This is a genomic window from Roseobacter sp. SK209-2-6 (assembly GCF_000169455.1).
Taxonomy (GTDB): Bacteria; Pseudomonadota; Alphaproteobacteria; order Rhodobacterales; family Rhodobacteraceae; genus Pseudophaeobacter.
On record NZ_AAYC01000002.1, the window covers coordinates 24,764 to 46,346 of the forward strand.

The 21,583-nt window shown below is 58.3% G+C and carries 19 protein-coding genes and 2 tRNA genes; 14 read left to right on the forward strand and 7 right to left on the reverse strand.

The window, feature by feature from the left end:
* Positions 1-81: 81 nt before the first annotated feature.
* Complete coding sequence (locus RSK20926_RS03290) at positions 82-426, reverse strand: hypothetical protein (protein ID WP_008204382.1); 345 nt, start codon at positions 424-426, stop codon at positions 82-84.
* A gap of 169 nt (positions 427-595) precedes the next feature.
* Between RSK20926_RS03290 and RSK20926_RS22350 the strand changes: the two genes are divergently transcribed.
* Positions 596-1,468: a LysR family transcriptional regulator gene (locus RSK20926_RS22350; RefSeq protein ID WP_083805726.1), complete on the forward strand. Its 873-nt coding sequence runs from the start codon at positions 596-598 to the stop codon at positions 1,466-1,468.
* 157 nt (positions 1,469-1,625) lie between these two features.
* Here the strand turns inward: RSK20926_RS22350 and RSK20926_RS03300 are convergent, their stop codons facing one another.
* A complete protein-coding gene (locus RSK20926_RS03300) occupies positions 1,626-2,552 on the reverse strand; it encodes a LysR family transcriptional regulator (RefSeq protein ID WP_008204384.1) in 927 nt (308 codons plus the stop codon).
* A 117-nt stretch (positions 2,553-2,669) separates the two neighbouring features.
* Between RSK20926_RS03300 and RSK20926_RS03305 the strand changes: the two genes are divergently transcribed.
* The 7 genes from RSK20926_RS03305 to speB all read left to right on the forward strand — a co-directional run bounded on the left by RSK20926_RS03305 (position 2,670) and on the right by speB (position 10,578).
* Entirely contained in the window at positions 2,670-3,590 is a 921-nt protein-coding gene (locus RSK20926_RS03305; protein WP_008204385.1) for a dimethylarginine dimethylaminohydrolase family protein, read from the forward strand.
* Positions 3,587-4,828: a Zn-dependent hydrolase gene (locus RSK20926_RS03310; RefSeq protein ID WP_008204386.1), complete on the forward strand. Its 1,242-nt coding sequence runs from the start codon at positions 3,587-3,589 to the stop codon at positions 4,826-4,828. Before RSK20926_RS03305 ends, RSK20926_RS03310 begins: the two co-directional genes overlap by 4 nt.
* Before the next feature lie 58 nt (positions 4,829-4,886).
* On the forward strand, positions 4,887-5,837 hold the full coding sequence (locus RSK20926_RS03315; protein ID WP_037253666.1) for an ABC transporter substrate-binding protein: 951 nt from the start codon (positions 4,887-4,889) through the stop codon (positions 5,835-5,837).
* Positions 5,838-5,915: 78 nt separating this feature from the next.
* Complete coding sequence (locus RSK20926_RS03320) at positions 5,916-6,965, forward strand: quaternary amine ABC transporter ATP-binding protein (protein WP_008204390.1); 1,050 nt, start codon at positions 5,916-5,918, stop codon at positions 6,963-6,965.
* Positions 6,962-8,521, forward strand: a complete 1,560-nt coding sequence (locus tag RSK20926_RS03325; RefSeq protein WP_008204391.1) for an ABC transporter permease — start codon at positions 6,962-6,964, stop codon at positions 8,519-8,521. Before RSK20926_RS03320 ends, RSK20926_RS03325 begins: the two co-directional genes overlap by 4 nt.
* A gap of 78 nt (positions 8,522-8,599) precedes the next feature.
* On the forward strand, positions 8,600-9,589 hold the full coding sequence (locus RSK20926_RS03330; RefSeq protein WP_008204392.1) for an arginase family protein: 990 nt from the start codon (positions 8,600-8,602) through the stop codon (positions 9,587-9,589).
* Positions 9,586-10,578, forward strand: coding sequence for an agmatinase (gene speB / locus RSK20926_RS03335; protein WP_008204393.1), 993 nt, complete (start codon positions 9,586-9,588; stop codon positions 10,576-10,578). Before RSK20926_RS03330 ends, speB begins: the two co-directional genes overlap by 4 nt.
* Before the next feature lie 340 nt (positions 10,579-10,918).
* On the opposite strand, the gene RSK20926_RS03340 is transcribed toward speB, so the two are convergent.
* Together RSK20926_RS03340 and RSK20926_RS03345 are read right to left on the reverse strand one after the other, a co-directional pair.
* Positions 10,919-11,374, reverse strand: coding sequence for a nuclear transport factor 2 family protein (locus RSK20926_RS03340; protein ID WP_008204394.1), 456 nt, complete (start codon positions 11,372-11,374; stop codon positions 10,919-10,921).
* 122 nt (positions 11,375-11,496) lie between these two features.
* Positions 11,497-12,816: an ATP-binding protein gene (locus tag RSK20926_RS03345; protein WP_008204395.1), complete on the reverse strand. Its 1,320-nt coding sequence runs from the start codon at positions 12,814-12,816 to the stop codon at positions 11,497-11,499.
* A 102-nt stretch (positions 12,817-12,918) separates the two neighbouring features.
* On the opposite strand from RSK20926_RS03345, the gene RSK20926_RS03350 reads away from it, so the two are divergent.
* Together RSK20926_RS03350 and RSK20926_RS03355 are read left to right on the forward strand one after the other, a co-directional pair.
* Positions 12,919-13,839 (forward strand): MBL fold metallo-hydrolase, encoded by a 921-nt coding sequence (locus RSK20926_RS03350; protein WP_008204396.1) that lies wholly within the window; start codon positions 12,919-12,921, stop codon positions 13,837-13,839.
* Between the two features lie 69 nt (positions 13,840-13,908).
* Positions 13,909-13,983 (forward strand) — tRNA-Asn (locus RSK20926_RS03355).
* Positions 13,984-14,928: 945 nt separating this feature from the next.
* Here the strand turns inward: RSK20926_RS03355 and RSK20926_RS03360 are convergent.
* A complete protein-coding gene (locus RSK20926_RS03360; protein ID WP_008204397.1) occupies positions 14,929-16,404 on the reverse strand; it encodes a Hint domain-containing protein in 1,476 nt (491 codons plus the stop codon).
* 282 nt (positions 16,405-16,686) lie between these two features.
* Here RSK20926_RS03360 and RSK20926_RS22355 point away from each other — a divergent pair.
* Positions 16,687-17,444, forward strand: a protein-coding gene (locus RSK20926_RS22355) for an IS5 family transposase (protein ID WP_085979695.1) whose coding sequence is annotated in 2 segments (ribosomal slippage) — positions 16,687-17,008 and positions 17,008-17,444 — 759 coding nt in all. Because the reading frame shifts where the segments join, the coding sequence is not laid out codon by codon here.
* Positions 17,445-17,663: 219 nt separating this feature from the next.
* Here RSK20926_RS22355 and RSK20926_RS03375 read toward each other — a convergent pair.
* Positions 17,664-17,739 (reverse strand) — tRNA-Ile (locus tag RSK20926_RS03375).
* A 35-nt stretch (positions 17,740-17,774) separates the two neighbouring features.
* A complete protein-coding gene (locus tag RSK20926_RS03380) occupies positions 17,775-18,710 on the reverse strand; it encodes a LysR family transcriptional regulator (RefSeq protein WP_008204399.1) in 936 nt (311 codons plus the stop codon).
* 115 nt (positions 18,711-18,825) lie between these two features.
* Between RSK20926_RS03380 and RSK20926_RS03385 the strand changes: the two genes are divergently transcribed.
* The 3 genes from RSK20926_RS03385 to purN all read left to right on the forward strand — a co-directional run bounded on the left by RSK20926_RS03385 (position 18,826) and on the right by purN (position 21,559).
* Positions 18,826-19,794 (forward strand): MBL fold metallo-hydrolase, encoded by a 969-nt coding sequence (locus RSK20926_RS03385; protein WP_008204400.1) that lies wholly within the window; start codon positions 18,826-18,828, stop codon positions 19,792-19,794.
* Positions 19,795-19,916: 122 nt separating this feature from the next.
* Positions 19,917-20,963, forward strand: a complete 1,047-nt coding sequence (gene purM / locus RSK20926_RS03390; RefSeq protein ID WP_008204401.1) for a phosphoribosylformylglycinamidine cyclo-ligase — start codon at positions 19,917-19,919, stop codon at positions 20,961-20,963.
* Entirely contained in the window at positions 20,960-21,559 is a 600-nt protein-coding gene (gene purN, locus RSK20926_RS03395; RefSeq protein ID WP_037253669.1) for a phosphoribosylglycinamide formyltransferase, read from the forward strand. The genes purM and purN overlap by 4 nt, the downstream gene beginning before the upstream one ends.
* The last annotated feature ends 24 nt before the right edge of the window (positions 21,560-21,583 follow it).

The window sequence follows — 21,583 nt, forward strand, 5'->3', positions numbered from 1 at the left end:
CACCTTTGGCCGCTTTTTGGAAACGTCTGCAAAGATACTGCCCCGCAGCCGGAGCTTTGCCAGGGGGCAGTTGAAAGGAACCTAGTTCGCTTCAAAGATGCGAATTTCTGGCTCTCCAGCAAACAGGGGTGACAGCTTGGTCACGATATCTTCCTGAAACATGCCACTTTCCAAATAAGCTGCCGCGTTTTCAACAGTATCGAAACCATGCAGAACCTGAATATCATCCATTCGGACAAGAAGGCTTTTCTGTTCTGCACCATCGATGGTTGTCAAGAATGGCTCTTTGTAGTCGAAATAGACAGCGGCTGCAGCAGCACGATTTTCATTTTCAATCGCCACAGTAATTTGAAGGTATGCACCAGGTTCCGCGAAGGCGGGCATAGCAACAATAGCAAGGGCGGTTGCAGCAACAAGAGATTTCATTTTTTGGTCCTTTGATTGAAAACTGTGTCGTGCTGCTGAATGTGCAGATGACGGACCACCATGAGAAATTCTGTTATCTTATGAAGGTATTTCTAATCCGAATTTATTCGATGCGATCAGACGGGCTATAACCCAAACGACTGGCAACTTAGCTCCGGGGCTCTTTGAGATGAACTTCCAACACCTTCGATTTGCTATTTCCGTCGCCGAAACAGGTTCGTTCACACGAGCGGCTGATATTTGCTGCGTGACACAACCTGCGCTCTCAAACGCGATTGGACAGTTAGAAGAAGAACTTGGAGGTCGCCTATTTGATCGCACAACGCGTTCGGTCACAACGACGGAGTTTGGAGCCGTGATGGTCGATAAGATGCGCGACGTCGTTTCCGCGCGTCAAAGCCTTCTAAGCAGCGCGTCAGACTTTCTTGCCCGTCATGACAACGTCGTTCGGATCGGTCTATCCCCATTGGTCAGTGTGGATTTCTCAAGGGCAATGCTTGCGCGCGCCACACAGCATGATTTGGAGCTGGTGTTGACGGAAATGAATAAGGCCGACATTTACCCAGCGCTTCAAAGCGGAACAATTGATTTTGGGCTCTGCCCATCACCGCAAGTCAGCACAAATCTCCGGTCTACAAAGATCTACTCGGAACCTTTGTTCGTAGTTTCGGATCAATTGAACGCGCATGAATTTGATTCATTTCCCTTAACAGACCTTGCCGATAGGAAAATACTGCTAGTTCCTGATGATTGCGGCTTGTCTGATACCGTGCGATTTCTGTTCCAAAATCAGAAACTGAAATTGCATGCCTATGAGGGGCGCGCTCTGGCCTATCATGTTTTGGAGCACTGGGCTCATTTAGGCATTGGCACTACCATTCTCCCTGCATCTCAGGTGACAAAACCTGAATTTGCCTGCCCTCTCGGGGCCACGGTAGATAACATTGTCTCGATCAAATTCGAGGCACATTGGATGGCCAGCCAAGAGCAACGAACGAGCTTCAACACTATTATGTCTTGCCTGGGTGTGCCGACCGGGTGACACCCTCAATGTCGCCTTTCGGATGCCACCTGCATGTTGAAGTTGCCAAGCAAACAGCTTGCGACATCTCATATGGTGGGCGCTCTACCCCTGGTTCTGACCTGGTATCTTCGTTTGCTAGAAAACGCCTTCAACACCAGAAACTAGGCTCCATAGCTCATGGGTTTTTTCCACGAACCGGCCCCCCAGCGTTTTTCACAAGCTGGATAAAGGTTTTCACCACCAGGTTTGGCTCTTCACCGCGTTTGCGCACCAGCTTGATTTCGGACTTCAGGTCGAACATGCCATCACCCACCGAGCGCATCTTTCCCTCGCGCATCCAGATCGCGGCAAAGCTTTCCGGCAGATACCCGATGTAGCCTCCGGTTAGCACCAGCATGGCAATGCCCTCGATCTGATGGGCGCTGGCGTTCGAGGGTAGCCCGCGGGACACCGGGGCCACCAGATCCTCGTTCAGATAGGCGCGCTTGCAGAAGTTGGCCTGGGGCAGCAGCGTTTCGACCTCTGCCGGCGTGTCTGCCTTGAACAGCGGATGACCGGGGCTGCAGTAAAGCCCGATGCGCTCGAACCCCAGGGTTTCATAAATCAGGCCGGGCTTGTGCTTGTGGAACACCCCGACCCCGATAGCGATCTGACCGTCCTGCACCGCCATTTCGATGTCATCCGGTGCCAGGGAGTGCATTTCGATTGCCACCTCGGGCGCGATCCGGGTGAATTCGCTCAAGGCCCCCATAACCGGGGCTTCATTGTTGAAAACCCAATTGTCGATCGCAGCAACCGTCAGGCGCCCTACCAGCTTGCCGCGGGTGCCGTCTACGGTTTCGCCGAACTGATCCAGCGCGGCAAACAGTTTGTGCGAGGCGGCATAGACGATCTCGCCCTTGTCGGTCAGCCGGAATCCTTTGCGGCCGCGTTGGCACAGGCGCATGCCCAGGCGGGTTTCTAGATCGGCAATCTGCCGCGAGATGGTAGAGGCCGAGACATTTAGGGCGATTTGTGCCGCCGAAAACCCGCGCGCCTCGACTACGGCGCAGAAGACATACAGTAGGTGCAAATCGGCTTTGGACAGGGCAGGGGGCAGCATGGGGCCACCATACTTGCAAACTTATAAAAGTTAAATCCCTTAGTTTGTAATTTAATAAAAGCTAGTTCCGTCCGATCCTGCCGCCCAAGCATGTATTGACTGGGAAGGTTGGGCAGCATGGACGCAAGCACCGCAACGGCCAAGCGCTGGGGGATCAACAACGACTATGCCAAGCTGACGGATGTTCTGCTGGGCAAGCCGGAGTATTTCAAATGGGTTGAAGCCGGCCCGCTGATCGGACGCACCCTGGCCAATGCCCATAAGACCGGCGTGCAGTTCGACCTGCAGCTGGCGATGAAACAGCACTCTGAGATGGTCTCGATCTACGAGGGGGCCGGTGTTACCTGCCACTATCTGGACAGCGACGAGGTGCTGCACCGCAACTTCTTTGCCCGTGATAGCTCAGCGATGACGCCCTGGGGCGCCTTGATCTGCCATATGCAGCTGAAATGCCGCCGGGCGGATTATGCCACCGCGATCAAATTCTATCAGGACAACGATATTCCGATCTGGAAATTTGCCACCGCGGGCCATTTTGAGGGCGGTGATTTCAACATCATCGAGCCGGGCCGGGTGTTGATTGGCTATTGCGGCGAGCGGTCCGAGAAAGAGGGCTCGGAACAGGTGGCGGAATTTGTCCGCGCCGAAGGCTGGGAGGCCGTGGTGGCGCCGATTAGCCGCGAGTTTGTGCATATGGACGGGCTGATCGTGCCGCTGGCCGAAAAGCTGGCGGTTGCTTGTATCGACGCGATGGAGCCTTGGCTGGTGGATATTGTCAAAGGCTGGGGGATCGAGATCGTCAATGTTTCCTATGCTGAGGCCAAGAATCTGGGCGTGAATCTTGTGGCCTTGGGCGATGGCGAGGTGCTGTCGATGGCCGGCGCCAAAGATCTGAATGCCAAGATGCGGGCGCTGGGGTTTGAGGTTTTTGATCCCGATATGTCTATGTTCACCCTGGGCGGCGGCGGCGTGCATTGCCTGAGCCAGGCCCTCTGCCGGGAAGACACGGGCCGCCAAGACGCCCCCCAAAGCACATGAGCAGCAACCAGTGCATAAACGGCGCCCGGCTGTGGCAGAGCATCATGGAAATGGCCAAGATCGATGCCTTGCCGGGGGGCGGCTGTGGGCGGCTGACGCTGACGGATGGCGATCTGGAAGCCCGTGCGCTTTTCAACCGCTGGTGCGAGGACGCGGGCTGCACGGTAACCTATGACCGGCTGGGCAACATGTTTGCCCGCCGCGAAGGCCGCGAACTAGATGCGCTGCCGATTGCCATCGGCAGTCATCTGGACACCCAGCCGCACGGCGGCAAGTTCGATGGTGTCTATGGCGTGCTAGCGGGCCTCGAGGTGGTACGCACCCTGAACGATTTGGGGCTGGAGACCGATGCCCCCATCGAAATCGTCAACTGGACCAACGAGGAAGGCGCGCGCTTTGCGCCTGCGATGCTGTGTTCCGGGGTCTATGCCGGGCTGTTTGATCTGGAATTTGCCCTCAGCCGCGAAGACGCCGACGGCAAGCGGTTCGGCGATGAGCTGGCACGGATAGGCTATGCCGGGTCTGAGCCCTGCGGTGCGCATCGGTTCGGCGCCTTCCTGGAGGCTCATATTGAACAAGGCCCGGTGCTGGAACGCCATGATGAGGTGATTGGCGTTGTCACCGGCGGCCAGGGCCAGCGATGGTATGATGTCACTGTCACCGGGCGCGATGCCCATTCCGGTTCCACTCCGATGCCGGGGCGCCGCGACGCGCTGGTCTCCGCGGCGCGTATGATCCAGGAGGTGCAGCGGATTGCCCTGGCCTATGGCCCCGACGGGGTCGGCACCGTGGGTGCGCTGCAGGTCAGCCCCAATTCGCGCAACACCATCCCCGGCGAGGTGCGGTTCACCATCGACTTCCGCCACCCCGACGACGCGCTGCTGAGCGGCATGGACAACGCCATCCGCCGCGCTGCCCTCGAGGAGCAGGAGGCCTGGGTCGCGCTGGATATGATCTGGCACAATCCGCCGGTGAAATTTGACGAGGTTTGCATCGACGCAATCGAAACGGCGGCCAAGGACATCGGTCAGCCCTGGCGCCGGATGGTGTCCGGTGCGGGCCATGACGCCTGCCAGCTGGCGCGCAAGGTGCCCGCGGCGATGGTGTTTGTACCCTGCCGCGATGGCCTCAGCCACAACGAGGGTGAATGGGCCGAACCGGATCATCTGGAGGCCGGCTGCAATGTGCTGCTGCAGGCTGCTCTTACTCTTTCAAAACAAATGGCACCGGTAACGTGATCACGCGCCGGGTGCTGAAACAAAAAACAAAGTGATCAGCCAACAAGGGAGAAGAAATATGACAACAGCAAAGACTTTGGCCGCCGCCGCACTGGCCGCCACTCTCGGCAGCACTGCCATGGCGCAGGACGTGGTGATCGGGGTGCCGAACTGGGCCTCGGTCCGCGGCACCGCTCATATCCTGAAAGTGGCGCTGGAAGACAACCTGGGCCTGTCAGTAGGACTGCAGAACGGCACCAACCCGATCATCTTTGAGGCGATGGATTCTGGTGCTATGCATGTGCACCCGGAGGTTTGGTTGCCGAACCAGCAAAACCTGCATGACACCTTTGTCACCGGTAAGGGCTCGGTTGCCCTGAACCCAAATGCGGTTCTTTCCGATCAGCATATTTGCGTCACCAAGGATACGCAGGAACGCACGGGTATTTCGGCGCTTAGCGATCTGACCGACCCGGATATGGCGGCCAACTTCGACACCGATGGCGACGGGCGTGGCGAGGTTTGGATCGGCGGGGCAGGCTGGGCCTCGACCAATGTCGAGAAGATCCGCGCCAAATCCTATGGCTACTCCGAGACCATGAACCTGATGGAGATGGATGAGACCCTGGCGCTGGCCCAGGTCGACAATGCCGTGGCGCAGGGGCAGAACATCGTTTTCTACTGCTACACGCCGCACCATATGTTCTCGCTTTACGATCTGGTGCCGCTGTCCGAGCCTGCCTATGACGCCGCCGAATGGGATGTGAAACAGCCCACGGATGACCCGAACTGGCTGGAGAATTCCAAGGCCGGCACCGCCTGGGACGCAGCCAAGTTGCATGTCTTCTACGCCTCCGGCCTGGCCGAGAGCCAGCCAGAAGCGGCTGCCATGCTGGGCAAGGTCGCGCTGACCACCGAGCAGGTCAATGCAGTGGTCTATGCCCTGTCGGTTGATGGACAAGATCCCGCGGAGTTTGCCCGCAAGTGGGTGGATGAACATTCCGATCTGGTCGACTCCTGGTTCCAGTAAACAGCGGAGCAACAGGCGCCATCCGGCGGGCGACGTGCAGCTGCCCGCCACAGACACCGGGACAACCGGAGACGGAAGATGACTGAGCATGTGATCACGCTGGACGGCGTGTGGAAGATATTCGGTGCCAACTCAGGCGCTGCGATGGAGGCAATCCGCAAGCGCGGGTTGGGCAAGGCTGAGGTGCTGGAAGAATTCAACTGCGTGGTCGGTATTGCCGATGTGTCCTTTGAGGTGAAGCGCGGCGAGATTTTCTGCGTGATGGGGCTGTCGGGCTCTGGTAAATCCACCATGGTGCGGCATCTGAACCGGCTGATTGAGCCGACCACCGGGAACATCTCGGTGATGGGCCGCGACATGCTGACCCTGTCGGACGCCGACCTGCGCGAGATGCGGGCGATGAATATCGGCATGGTGTTCCAGCACATGGCGCTGCTGCCCCACCGCACCGTGCGCGACAATGTGGGCTTTCCGCTGCAGGTGCGCGGCGAGCCGAAATCCACCCGCTGGGAAGTCTCGCAGCGCTGCCTGGACAAGGTGAACCTGACGGGATTTGAGGACCGGTTTCCAGCAGAGCTGTCAGGCGGCATGCAGCAGCGGGTCGGGCTGGCGCGTGCGCTCGCCTCGGATCCGGATGTGCTGCTGATGGATGAGCCGTTTTCGGCGCTGGATCCGCTGATCCGGAGGCAATTGCAGGATCAGTTCATGAAGCTCTCGGCCGAGCTGAACAAGACCACCGTTTTCATCACCCACGACCTGGACGAGGCGATCCGCATCGGCAACCGCATCGCCATCATGAAGGACGGCCGCATTGTGCAGATCGGCACGCCGGAGGAGATCGTGACGCAGCCTGCCGACGATTATGTGCGCGACTTTGTCGAGGGTATTTCCAAGCTGAAACTGGTCTTTGCCCATTCGATCATGGTGCCGATCAGCGAATACCAGCCCACCCGGCCCGTCGATTTCGACGAAAGCCCGCGGGCGCATCACGGCACCGATCTGGATCAGCTGATCGACATCGCCACCTCCACTGAAAACGTGATTGTCATCACCGGTGACGATGGCACCGATATCGGCGTGGTTGACCGCGCGACGTTGCTGAAAGGCATTCAGGGAGGCAAGGCATGAAGGATACGGCTTACCAATCCCCTGATCTGAGTGTTGAAGAATTTGCTGTTGAGAACGGCAGCTACTACGCTCACGAATTTGCCCGCATCCAGGGCAAGACCGGCTTTTCCTGGTCGTGGAACACCATGGCTGCGGTCTGCGGCCCTTTGTGGGGTGCTGCCCGCGGTGCCTGGGGGTTCTTCTGGATGTTTCTGGTGCTGGAGCTGTTTGCTCTGGTGCAGATCGGCCGGGGCCTGTGGGGCGAACTTGGTGCGGATCAGCTTGCCCGCTATGAGCGGCTCTTGTCCAATATCGCCAAGCGCGAGGCGCAGGCGGCAGACCTGACCGCCGCAGGCGATGCCGCCGGGGCCGCCGCCAAGCTGAAGATCGCCGACAACTTGCGTGCGGCTGCTGATAAGGCGCTGGAGGCTGCCACTGCCGCCAACAGCACCGCAGTCGCCATTCTGCTGACCGGTCTTGCCCTGATGGCGGCGATCAAACTGGCCGAGGGTTTTTATGCCAACACCGCCTATGAGGCGCAGTATCTGCGCTGGCGCTCGGGCCAGAAGGCGCAGTCGGGGATGAGCCGCAACGGGCTGATTTTTGGCGCCATAGGCCTCTTGGCGATCTGGCCGCTGACCCTGGTGCGTTTTACCGTTGCCAAACCTGACGAGGCCCTGGCCAATGTCACAGGCGGGCTGCTGGGAGGACGGCTGCCGATCACCGAATTCCCCGTCGGCAAAGAATACTTCGCCGCACTGTCTAAGAAAGGCGATGCCGGGTTTGACTGGCTGGCCAACAACTTTGGCGATGTCTTCGACGGGGTCACTGTCGGCATCCGCTGGGTACTGGACGGGCTTGAGGTGCTGTTGATCCAGACTCCTTGGCCGGTGGTGATGTTTGTGACTGTTGTTATGGCGCTGCGCCTGGCCGGGCCGCGTGTGGCGATCTTTACCGCAGCCTCTCTTGCCTATCTTGCCTTCATGGGCCTGTGGGAACTGGCGATGATCACTGTGGCGCTGATCGGGGCAGGGGCCTTCCTCTGTGTGGCGATCGGCATTCCGCTGGGAATCTGGTTTGGCAAGTCCAAACGCGCCTATGCGATTGCAGAACCGGTGCTGGACTTCATGCAGACCATGCCGGCCTTTGTCTATCTGATCCCGATCATTGCCTTTTTCGGCACCGGCAAGCCGCCTGGGGTGCTGGCCACGCTGGTCTTTGCGATGCCACCGGTGATCCGCCTGACTGCCCTTGGCATGCGCGGTGTGCCCGAGGCCACCAAGGAAGCCGCCGTGGCATTCGGCTGCTCACGCCGTCAGCTCTTGTTCAACGTCGAGCTGCCCTTGGCGCTACCCTCGATCATGACCGGCATCAACCAGACCATCCTAATGTCGCTGTCGATGGTGGTGATCGCCTCGTTGATCGGTGCTGAAGGCCTGGGTGCGCTGATCCTGGAAGCGCTGCAATACGCGGCCAAAGGCCAGGGTCTGCTGGGCGGTCTCGCCATCCTGTTCTGCGCCATGGTCATCGACCGGATCGCACAGGGTGCATACCGCCAGAAAACCGGTGGGCACTGACTGACACTCCCTCTGACTGCCCCGGCGTGCACACCCTGGCGCCGGGGGCCTTTTATAGACAAGACCGAAAGGCTGAAAATGGCTGACGAACATCTGAAATCCATGATGGAGAACCTTTACTGGTGGGGCATTCCCACCATGTTCCGCTGCCCCAACGAAGGGCCGGAAAACCAAGATATCGCTCTGGTGGGTGTGCCCCATTCAACTGGCAACGGCACCACCGAGCGCGACCAGCACCTGGGCCCTCGCGCGCTGCGCAATGTCTCTGCTGTGGGCCGGCGGATGCATGGCGAATTCCAACTGAATCCCTGGGAGGCTGCCAAAATTGTAGATGTCGGCGACGTGCCTTTCCCGCGCGCCAATGACAATGAGGACTGCATCGAGCAAATCACCCGATTCTATCAAGAGATCGACGCGGCCGGCGCCCGCCCTGTGTCCATCGGCGGCGACCACTCGATCACCGGCGGCATCGTGCAGGCCTTGGGCTGCGGCAAGATCACCAAGCGCGAGCCGGTCTGCTTTTTGCATTTTGATGCCCACACGGATGTCTTCACCAAGGTTGACCACTTCCTGGGTGCCAAAAAATCCGCCGCCCATTGGGGCGCCTACCTGGCGGACCAAGGCAAGGTCGACCCGCATCATTCCATGCAGATCGGTATCCGTGGCCATGCCCGCACCCTAGACTGGCTGGAGCCCTCTTATGACTATGGCTACAACGTTGTCACCATGAAGGAGTTCCGCAAACGCGGGGTCGAGGATGTGGTGGCCCAGATCAAGGAGGTGATGGCGGGAAGGCCTGTTTACATCACTTTTGACCTCGACAGTCTGGACCCGACGATTGCACCGGCGGTGTCCAATCTGGAGCCGGGCGAAAAGGGGTTTGACATCGACGAAGCGGTTGCCCTGCTGCATGCCGTGCGCGGCATGAATATTGTTGGCGGAGATATTGTCTGCATGATGCCGACCAAGGACAGCCCCAACCAGATCACCGCGCTGACCGCCTCGGCGATCATGTTCGAGATGATCTCGATGATTGCGGAAAACGTGAAAAACGGAGCAACGGCATGACCCAGACAGGTGATGATTTCTTTCAACCGGTATCCGCCATGGATCTGCCGCGGTTTGCAGGCGTGCCTACCTTCATGCGACTGCCGTCGCTGACGCCGGATCATCCGCGCTATGGCGAGGTGCAGATGGGGCTGGTGGGCGTGCCCTGGGACGGCGGCACCACCAACCGCCCCGGAGCGCGGCACGGGCCCCGCCAGCTGCGCGATTTCTCCACCATGATCCGGGCGATGAACCCGGTGACGGGCGTGAACCCTTTCACTAGCGTCAACTGTGCCGATCTGGGCGATGTGCCGCCCAATCCGGTGGACATCCAGGACTGCCTGGAGCGGATCACCGCCTATTATGCCGACCTCAAGGCTGCGGGCATCACCCCGATGACCGCAGGCGGCGATCATCTGATCTCCCTGCCGATCCTGCGTGCCTTAGCGGCGGACGGTCCGTTGGGGCTGGTGCAATTCGACAGCCACACCGACCTCTTCGACAGCTATTTCGGCGGCTATAAATACACCCACGGCACGCCATTCCGCCGCGCGGTGGAGGAAGGGCTGGTCGACCCCAAACGCTTTGTCCAGGTTGGCATCCGTGGCACCGCCTATAACACCAAAGACATCGAATGGGGCCTGGAGCAGGGCATCCGCATCATCCGCATCGAAGAGCTGTTTGATCGCGGTATCAAGGATGTGATGGAAGAGGTGCGCGGTATCTTGGGCAGCCGGCCGGCCTACTGCACCTATGATATTGATTTTGTTGATCCCACTTACGCGCCCGGCACCGGCACGCCGGAAATCGGCGGTCCCAACAGCTTTCAGGCACAGCAGGTGATCCGCGAGCTGGCGGGCGTCAACCTGATCGGCGCCGATCTGGTCGAAGTGGCGCCGCCCTTTGACGAGTCTGGAAGCACCGCATGGCTAGGCATTTCGCTGATGTTCGAACTTATGTGCGTGCTCTCTCAGGCGATGGGCCGACAAACGGGTGGCGTCCAGAGTTAATCCTCCCGGACCGTAATGATTGGCGCTCCTGGCCTAAAAAGACGAGGGACAAGGATGGGCACCTATCGGAGAAAACCAAAAGAGATTGTCGTGTAGTCGCTGCTAGCTAAGGAGCAGTTCCGCCGGTGAAACTTGGCGATATGAGCGAAATGGCCGCTGAACTCAGCCGAAGGAACCGGCGCCCAGTTCGTATGTTTCATCATCATGCAGAGAGCAACAGCATTCAAACGATCCGGAAACGGCCTGTTTCACAGACTGGAGCTGCCGACTGGGTTAAATCACAGCACAGGAAAACAACGGAGGCCGGTTGAGCGCCAGGATTGGATCTTGGTTTGGGCGGTTAGGCCCAAACCAGTTTTTGACCGCTCAAACATCCAGCAATGGAATCTTCTGGCAGCTGGCCCGTTTGCTCAAAAGCAGAGAAGAGGTTTAGCAGGCTACGTAAGCCGGTAATCTTCCCCCCTTCGATCAGAAACAAGACCGTGCCTTGCACCTTCAGGGGCTGCTCAACATCAGGTCGGGGCGCCAGGAGGTTGAAACAGCAACAGATCCAATCTCCTTCCTCTAGGAACATATCGATTTCCACCTTCGGAGGCCCCATCATTCCATGCAGCACTTCGACGAGAATCGGGATATCTTCCGGCGATTTGACCACCGATCCATCTAGGGCTTCAGGGCTGAAATTCGCCGCCATCAACTCTTCAATGGCTGCCAAATTCCCCTTTTCCCAGATCTCTGAAAACCAGAGCCGAACAATTTCGCGCTTGTCCTTTGGCGTCTGCGGCGTCTTCGCCATTCTGTTCACCACTTCAATTCAAAACAGCTCATAGGAGCAGGTCCCGATCCACACGCTGGCTCACCGTCAGGCATGCTCAACGCGATACAGTTTTCGGGTCTTTTGGACACAGAAGTCCGCACCTAACGTGCGATTACAATATCTGCAAGCAACCCGCCCAGATCAGGGCTGCGCGCCAGTCGAAGCGTGCCCCCATGGGCGCGCGCAATATCGGTCACAATTGCCAATCCCAGCCCAACACCCGTGCCAAGGTCCTGGTTGCGCGCCGGATCCAATCGCGCAAAGGGGCGCACCGCTTCCTGGCGCAGGTCCGCTGCAATGCCCGGACCGTCATCCTCGACCCGCAAACGCAGGGTACGCTCTGTCAGAGCGACGGAAACCCGTGCCCGTGTCCCATAGCGCACAGCATTCGAGATGAGATTTTCTAGTGCTCGGCGAATGGGCTGCTGTCGCAGCTCCACAAGACCAGATCCGCTCAACTCGCCGAGCATAACATCCTTCCCCTGACGGCGCCAATCCTCCACGATGGAGTGAACCAGCGCCTGCGGGTCCGTCGGTTCCGGGGCGGCGGTAGAGGCCCCGCGCGAAAAATCCAAAAATGCATCCAGCAGCGCCTGCATTTCACTCACATCGCGCAGCATTGGCTCGGCCTCTTCCTCGTCGATCATGGCCAGGCTCAGTTTCAGTCGTGTCAGTGGTGTGCGCAAATCGTGACTGACCCCAGAGAGCATCAAGGTCCGCTGCTCAATCTGGCGCTCAATACGCGCGCGCATATCTAAAAAGGCACTGCCAGCTGCGCGCACCTCTGTGGCACCTCTTGGGGAATAGGGCATATTGCGCCCCCGGCCAAAGGCCTGCGCCGCCTCTGCCAGCTTTTTGATCGGCCGCAGCTGGTTGCGCATGTAGACAAAGGCAATCACCGTCATCAGAAAACCAAAGAAGACCATGGTCACGATGAGCTGGTGCGGCGCCGCCGCGGTCACCCGCCGCCGATCCAACTGAAGTTCCAGAAAGCCAGCCGGTGTCTCTAGGTAGAGCAGGAACAAATGCCCCTGCGGGAATCGCACCGCCACATAGCCAGGCAGTTCCCTTTGCATTTTGTCACGTACGATGCGGCCGGAAAACTCGTTCCATGACAGCTCATCCGCAGGCCTGCCCGCATCGGTGGGCAAGATCCGTGCGCGCATGGTCAAGGGGCCAAGATAGGGCGATAAGCGATCCAGAATGTCCTCCGCTTCTTGTGCCCCCTCCGTGACATTCAGCAATAGGTGTATCTCGCGCAGAACCGTTGCGGTCATCTGGGTGGTGACATCCTCCAGATCTCTCTTGATGAAAACAACAGAGACAATCAGCTGCAATGCAACAATTGGCAGAACGAGGATCAGCGCCGCACGGGCATAGAGACTGCGCGGAAGATATTGTTTGAGCCATTGGAAGAACATAGGGTCACCTTACAGCCGCGCTTCAGGACTGTGAAGGCAGAGAAATCAGCCCGCTATAGCCCCTGGTTTGGCCGAAAATAACGTGACAGAGGATAAGAGCTCATGCAGGTGCAAGACGACTTCAACCCGCTACCCGGGGTGGTAGAAGAGCTGGAACCAGGCCTGCGCCGCATTCTCGCGCCAAACCCCTCTCCGATGACCTATCGTGGCACCAATACCTATCTCGTCGGTACACAGAAGCTGGCGATAATTGACCCCGGCCCGGAGGATCCAAGACACATGCAGGCCATATTGGATGCGGTCGCACCGGGGCAGGAGGTTAGCCATATCATCGTGACCCACAGCCATTTGGATCACTCGCCCCTTGCCCGCCCCCTATCGCAACAATGCAATGCGCCGGTCTATGCCTTTGGCCCCAGCGACGCCGGTCGCAGCCGCGTCATGCAAGAGCTGATCGAGCAGGGCATGCAGGGCGGTGGTGAAGGGATCGATACCTCCTTCGCCCCGGATATTTTGCTGAAGGATGGTGAGATCCTTGAACAGCACGACTGGCAACTGGAGGTCATTCACACCCCCGGCCATCTTGGCAATCATATTGCCCTGGCTCTTGGGGATGCTTGCTTTACCGCAGATCACATCATGGGCTGGGCTAGCTCCCTGGTTTCCCCGCCCGATGGGGATCTGACTGATTTCATGGCGTCCTGCGAAAAGCTCAAAACGCGGAACTGGCGGGTGTTTTATCCGGGCCACGGTGCTCCGGTAGATCAACCTGCCGCCCGCCTTGATTGGCTGATCGCTCACCGCAAAGGCCGCGAGGCGGAGATCCTAGCGGAACTGGAGAAGGGCCCAGCCACCACTGCGCAACTGGCGCGAGATATCTATACAGAAACCCCAGAGGCTCTCTTGCCCGCGGCCGAGCGCAATGTCTTTGCACATCTCTTGGACCTCTCCAATCGCGCACTGGTAAAGGCCCAGCCCCCACTGTCTCAGCAAAGTTCATTTGCCCTGCACAAAGCGCTGTGATTTTTTTGAAAAAAGGCGCATCTCCCCTCTGGACCTCTGCAAATCTCCCCGCTATATCGCCTCTACCGTTCCGGCGTAGCTCAGCGGTAGAGCAGTTGACTGTTAATCAATTGGTCGTAGGTTCGATCCCTACCGCCGGAGCCAATCATCCCTTAAGGGATTGATTTCAAAGAAGAAGCGACCCCTAGCAGGGTCGCTTTTCTCGTTTCTGGCACTGCGAATGGCACACCGCTTGGCACGTTGTGGGACATGGGAGAGACAGTCATGCCTTGTTCATGCAGAATTCCCCACCTCGAGTATCGTCGCTCCGGATACGTTTGGCGCCGCAGATGGCCAAAGAGTCTCTCCGAGAGATCGTCGGATTCAGAACCTTATGTATCTGCAACCGAACCGAATCCTCTGATCTTCAAATCCTCTAGACGAGAAATGGGGCCTATGGGGTATACCATGCAGCATCGCGTAGTTTGGGCTCAGACCTGCCTTGCGACGGTGCAGCAGCCCGTCTACATTGAGTTTTCATGTGATAGCGATTGCCCTGGGACCGCTCCCGGCCCATTCCTGCCGTTCGTCCATAAAGATCGTCGCTGTGGTACGGCCCGTCGAACCAGCCATTCGCTGCGCTGGTGAAATCCGACGGCAGTAGAACTCACAGCCTGCGGACAATGCGACCACTCACCTGTTTTGGGGACTGGGACCGCAGGCAGCCCGATGCTGTCATTCGTTGAACCAACGGCGGGCGTCAAGTTTGAGCCCAAAGCGGTCCTTAGTTGGACGCTCTGCCTCATGGATGCCGCAACTGCAAAACCTTCAGCCAATCTTACCGAAAACGGCCCTTCGTCGGCCTTGGTGAACGCTCCCCAGTGCTGCAACCTACACCAGTGTCAGAGAGGCGCAGAAAGCGGGCTTTGCAAAGTCGCGAGAACTTATGGTTTGGCCTTGGCCGAATGCCACAGTAGCACTGGAAAAAGCAGCCCTTTGCTACACCTGCAGCCAGACGCCATGATCGAGAGGCAATGATGCAGGAGATTGCTGACATTCGCTGCAAGTGCGGCTCTTGTAGCTCGGTGACAGCAGTTAAACTATTGCACCTCAGGCATTCGGAAGGGAAAGAAAAGAAGGTTTTTCCTCAGGTTTCGCCAAATTTGAGAGCAGCAATTGGCCTTCGTGAGATTTAAGTTCAATGCGCGCTATCGGGCCATAGCCTTCGAAATCCGCCATAAGCTCCAGCACCTCACGCCTCGTTTCATCATCAAAAGACCCAAGAGTCTCAGCTCCAGGATGATAGCTCTCAGTCTCGAGGCCGTTGCTGCGGAGGATTTCATGCTCATCAAACAACAAGTGTACATAGGTCACCTTTTGGCCATCCGCCCGCACGCGGATCGTTGTGTCGTTCACCAGATGCTTCGCCTTTACCAGGACTTCGGAATGCCCAAATAATAGCTCTGACAGCTCAGAAGAAATCAAAACCCGATGATTTTGCGACACGGCGATACGGTCATGAGCGCCAAGTGCATTAGCGGCAAAAACCACCGGCGCACAACGCCCCGTTGCCTGGCGGGTACTGAACCCAATCCAACGAAGGGGCTGCAGACCATGATCCCGGGTCATCACCTCGGTTCCCACCTCTAGGTCCTCGACAGCGACAGTACCATATCCAGTATCTATCTGCGTGCCTGCCACGAAACACGGTGGGGCACCTCCAATGGTTTTGACTGATACTGAGCCGAGGTCATTGTTTCCTTGGTCATCGGCAACTGTGTAGGAGAACGTATTGGTTTCGGAAACAGCACTGTCGTTGATAATCGATAGGGTGCCGTCCGGGTTCAAAGTGACGACTTCGCCGCTGCTCAGCGTTACGGACCCGCCCGGCGAAACAGCCTGCCCGTCAATATGGGTGAGCGTCAGGCTGCTGCCGGCGCCATGAAGGTCATTGTCCAGAACGTTCAATACCTCGGATCCATCACCCGAGATTTGAAAGAAATCACTGTTTGCGACCAGATACGGTTCAAATGGTCCCGTCATCGTATCGATGTCCGAGTTCCAGACCAGATCCCCGAGCAATCCGCCATCCGGCAGGTTCGAGAAGTCGACGATCATCGTGGTATAGAGGTCTCCGACAGCCTCGCTTCCGGACAAATTCACAATTCCGGTATAGGTCGCTGTGATGTTCCCTGACAGGTCCTCATATTCTGGAGCTACTTTGAACGGGAAGCCGTTCTTGGACGTTGGCGTGGATCCCCCGCCAGGATCATCGTCCATGGCAAAGGTCGTATCAAACACAGAGCTGGCCGGGGCAAGGTCGATCTGAAGCGAGGTCAGCAGCTTCGTCGCCGATAGTTCGTGCCAGCTGTAGCCGAAGAACATATCGATGTTTTCGCCCGAGGCCCCGCCCGTGGTGTACGGATCCAAAGCATGCCAAGTCAGGGTTTCCGTTGTGCCATCGACATAGGTTGCCGTTATCTGAGCGCCTTCCAGATCCACCCCGCGAGAGGATGTGTCGGCGCGAACAGTATAGGTACTTTCATGCGGGTCTTCAGTAAGTCGGACAATATCAATCGTAGGCATAACCTAAGAGTCTTTCGAATGGGGGCGGCCCCGGCCACCTTGACTGCTGAGCCGATAGTAATAGTCGGCCTTGAAAACACATCTGGTTACCATGAACATCCAATATGGCGTCACAGAGGCATAAACTCAGCAGAGTTAGGGCAGGAAATGCGGATTGAGATCTGCTCATCGGTGTGCAGCCTCATCTGACTGGTCCAAGTTGATTGTTAGGCTCTGGACCCATTGATTTGGTTGCGGTCTCCGCGCGATCTTGATTCAAGCTCCCAAGCTTTAGGGGGCGTGATGAGCAATCTTTTCTGGCTGACTGACGAGCAGATGGCGCGGCTCCGGCCATACTTTCCGAAGAGCCATGGCAAGCCACGCGTCGATGATAGGCGTGTTCTGAGTGGCATTATCTTCATCAATCGCAATGGCTTGCGTTGGAGCGATGCACCAGGGGAATATGGTCCGCCCAAGACACTCTACAATCGCTGGAAACGGTGGAGCGACATGGGCGTGTTTGCTCGGATCATGGAAGGGTTGGCGGCGGAAGCCGCTGATCACAAGACCATCATGATTGATGCCACTTACCTCAAGGCTCACCGCACGGCTTCCAGCCTGCGGTTAAAAAAGGGGGGCGTGGCAGGCTGATTGGCCGAACAAAGGGGGAGATGAACACCAAGCTGCATGCGGTCACTGACACCAACGGTCGTCCGATCCGCTTCTTTATGACGGCCGGTCAAATCAGCGACTACACCGGAGCCAGGGCTTTGGTCAGCAGCCTGCCATCAGCCGATTGGCTGTTGGGAGACCGCGGTTATGACGCGGACTGGTTCCGCGAAGCCCTTGTAGATAAGGGGATCAAGCCCTGCATTCCAGGGCGGAAGTCACGCGACAAAACCATCCGATATGACAAGCGGCGCTACAAACGACGCAACCGGATCGAGATCATGTTCGGACGCCTGAAGGACTGGCGTCGTGTCGCCACCCGCTATGACAGATGCCCAAAGGTGTTCCTATCAGCCATAGCACTTGCAGCCACGGTCTTGTTCTGGCTGTAAATCAATGAGTCTGGAACCTAGATGGACGAAAGTGGTTGAACCCTCAGTTTTCTGTATTTTGGTTGACTATGTATCTGGGAGAAACGGCGGAGGGCGAAGGTCGAAGAAAGCCGGCGAAACCGCGGTACACCTTCTTCATAACCCGTTGAAACTTAATGAGCGCGAAAGGTGAGGTGCGGTACAACTTTGTCTTTGAAAACATTGTATTTTTGTGGCGAGTGGTAGGCCCGGCAGGATTTGAACCCGCAACCAAAGCGTTATGAGCGCTCTGCTCTAACCGTTGAGCTACAGGCCCGCCTGTCCTGTGGTTAGAAAAAGGTGGCGGGAAGGTCAAGCGGTGATTGCGCTTGGCGGTTGCTGTCTGGCCAAAAAGGCCGTCTGCATCGCAGCAAGCTTGTCCTGCAGCCCTTGGATGATCACCTCATGGCGTCTGTCAAAGCTGTGCCGAGAGGGATAGACTGCAAAAATGGGTTTGGGCGGCACTCTGTAGGCGGGCAGGATCTCTTCAAAGCGGCCATCCTCCAGGCCTTCTTGCAGAAACAGGCGCGGCGCGCGGGCATAACCGGTCTGGTTGCTGACCGCCCGGATGATCAGATCCGGGTCATCGGCGGTAAAGCCAACGCGCACGGGGGCCTGAAACTCTATGCCCTCGCGGGTCAGGGGGAAGTAGCCGCCAGTCTGGTCTTCGTGGTGCTGGATGAATTTGAGCCGTTTGAGGTCTTCCGGCGTTTCTGGTCGACCGCATTCATCCAGATATTCCGGGGTGGCGAACAGAATGTTGTCCATCTCGGCAATCTTGCGGGCCGCGCCTTCGGTTTCTCCCAGGGTGCCGGAGCGGATGGCAAGATCGATGTTCTCCCGGATCACATCCACCAGCCGGTCCTCCAGCTTCATGACGATATCCAGGTCCGGGTAGGCCTGGTTGATGTCCAAGAGAACCGGCCCCAGCACGATGCGGCCAAAAAAGGTGCTGGTGCTGACCCGGAAGGTGCCGGACACCCGGTCCTCCAGCGCGCTCAGCTCGGCGCACATGCGGTCGTATCCCGCCAAAAGCCCCTGCGCCTGGGCATAGACCAGCTCTCCGGGGCGGGTCGGTTTGACCCCGCTAGAGGTGCGGATCAGCAGCTCTTGCTTCAGCAGGCCTTCTAGTTGCTTGATTTGCAGGCTCATCGCGGGCTGCGAGATGCCACGGCGCTGCGCGGCCCGGTTCAGGCTGCCCTCATCCAGGGCGATCACAAAGCTTTCAAGCAAAGCGAGACGATCCATATGCTATAACTACCTCTTATATCCTTCATTGGCATTTTCAGCCTACTGAAGGGGTATTGCCAGAATTATTTTGCTGAAGCGGGTCAGGAATGACCAGGAAATATTGGAGATACTTATGACGATCAATCGCAGAACCCTTTTGGCTGGTCTCTCGGCTGCTCCGGCGGCGGCTTTGGTCTCTGCCCCGGGTGTGGTCCTGGCGGGTAGCGCTGAGGAACGCCGGCCAGTGCTTCATCAGTACAGCCTTGGCGCGGCAAAGGTGACTGTCTTCCTTGATGGGCACCTGCCATTGGGGACACAGCTTTTTGCCGCTTATGACGAAGAGGCGGCACAGGCGGCTCTGTCAAAGGGGTTGCATCGGATGACACCCGAAGGATTGAACATCCCGGTGAATGGCTACCTGATCGAACAGGCCGGGCAGAAGATCCTTGTCGATGCCGGGACCTCAGACTTGCTGGGGCCGAACCTGGGGGCGATGGGCGATGCTCTCCTGGCTGCGGGCACCCGCCCGGAGGAGATCGATTTGGTTTTGCTAACCCACATGCATCCGGATCATTCCGGTGGCCTGTCCACCGCTGATGGCGAAGCTGTCTATCCCAATGCGGAGTTGGCAGTGTCAGAGGTGGAGTGGGGGTTCTGGCATGATGACGCGATCATGGCTTCGGTTCCCGAAGGCAGTCAGGGATTCTTTCTGATGGCGCGCAAAACCGTTGCGCCCTATGCGGACCGGCTGCGCCTGTTCAAAGGTGAAGTAGAACTGGGGGCCGGGTTCACCTCTCTGCCTTTGCCGGGGCATACGCCGGGCCACACAGGTTTCATGCTGGACAGCGGCGGTGAGCAGCTCTTGTTCTGGGGCGATGTGATTCACAGCGTCGCACTGCAATTTGCCTATCCGGACTGGACCATTGCCTTTGACACTGATCCGGCGATGACTGCTGAGACCCGTCGCAAGATGTTTGACCGCGCAGTGGCGGACAATCTGCTGCTGACGGGTGCCCATATCGATTTCCCGGGGCTGGGCCGGGTGCTGAAGCAGGATGGGGCCTATGCCTATCAGGCAGCCCCCTGGCAATTCGGGCTCTGAGCCGAAAACCGGACGTCTTGGACGCCCTTCACCGCAGGGCTTTGGCTCTGCGGTGGATTCCCTTGTTTCCTTCCTGCGCGCCTTGCGATAAAGGCTCTGCAACAATTCCAAGGAGCCAAGAGATGACCAGCGGCAAGAACGGTTTGACCTATGCGGATGCAGGTGTGGATATTGACGCGGGCAACGCGCTGGTTGACCGGATCAAACCGGCTGCCAAGCGGACCAACCGCTCAGGTGTGATGAGCGGGCTGGGTGGCTTTGGCGCCCTGTTTGACCTCAAGGATGCGGGCTATAGCGACCCAATTCTGGTCGGCGCCACCGACGGCGTCGGCACCAAGCTGCGCATCGCCATCGACACAGGTGTGGTGGATGGTGTGGGCATCGATTTGGTGGCCATGTGTGTGAATGACCTGGTCTGTCAGGGCGCCGAGCCGCTCTTCTTCCTCGACTATTTCGCCACCGGCAAGCTGGAGACAGAGGTCGCGGCCCGTATCATTGAAGGCATTGCCGAGGGCTGCGTGCGCTCTGGCTGCGCGCTGATTGGCGGTGAAACTGCTGAAATGCCCGGCATGTACCCAAAAGGCGATTTTGATCTTGCGGGTTTTGCAGTGGGCGCCATGGAACGCGGCACCGCCCTGCCAGCAGGTGTTCAAGAGGGCGATGTCCTACTGGGGCTGGCCTCTGACGGGGTGCATTCCAATGGCTATTCGCTGGTGCGCAAACTGGTAGAGGTCTCCGGCCTGGGCTGGGATGCGGATTGTCCCTTTGGTGAGGGCACATTGGGTGAGGCGCTGCTGACGCCCACGCGTCTTTATGTAAAGCAATGCCTGGCGGCTGTACGGGCAGGGGGTGTGCATGCGCTGGCCCATATCACCGGTGGTGGCCTGACAGAAAACCTGCCGCGCGTGCTACCAGAGGATCTGGGGGCGGATATCGACCTCGGCGCCTGGGACCTGCCACCTGTGTTCAAATGGATGGCAGAGACCGGCGGTATCGCTGAGGCTGAGATGCTGAAGACCTTCAATTGCGGCATTGGCATGATTCTTTCTGTCTCCGCTGACCGTGCCGATGCGCTGGTTGAAGTGCTGGAAGCAGAAGGCGAAACAGTCAGCCGTCTGGGCACCGTGACCGCAGGTGCAGGCATGCGCTACTCGGGTAAGCTGCTGTGAGCCACAAGAAGGTCGCCATATTGGTCTCGGGGGGCGGTTCCAACATGGTGGCGCTGGTCGAGAGCATGACCGGCGACCATCCGGCGCGCCCCTGTCTGGTCCTGTCCAATGATGCTGGCGCGGGCGGTTTGAAAAAGGCCGCTGCCGCGGGCATCGCGACAGCTGCGGTGGATCACCGGCCCTTCAAGGGCGATCGCACCGCCTTTGAGGCCGAACTGGTAAAACCGATTCTCGAAGCGGGCGCCGACATTGTCTGTCTGGCAGGCTTTATGCGCGTGCTGACCGAGGGCTTTGTGTCGCAGTTTCAGGGGCGGATGCTGAACATTCACCCTTCGCTCCTGCCAAAATACAAGGGTCTCAACACCCATGCCCGCGCGCTAGAGGCAGGAGATGTCGAGGCAGGCTGTACCGTGCATGAGGTGACGCCAGCCCTGGATGATGGGCCGATTTTGGGGCAGGCAAGGGTGCCAGTTCTTGCCGGAGACACGGCAGAGACGCTGGCCGCGCGGGTTCTGGTACAGGAACATCGGCTTTATCCGGCCGTGTTGCGCCGCTTCGCAGCAGGCGATCCTTCACCGGTTCTGCTTGAGGGCTAAGAGCAAATTTGCATTGCGGCTTGC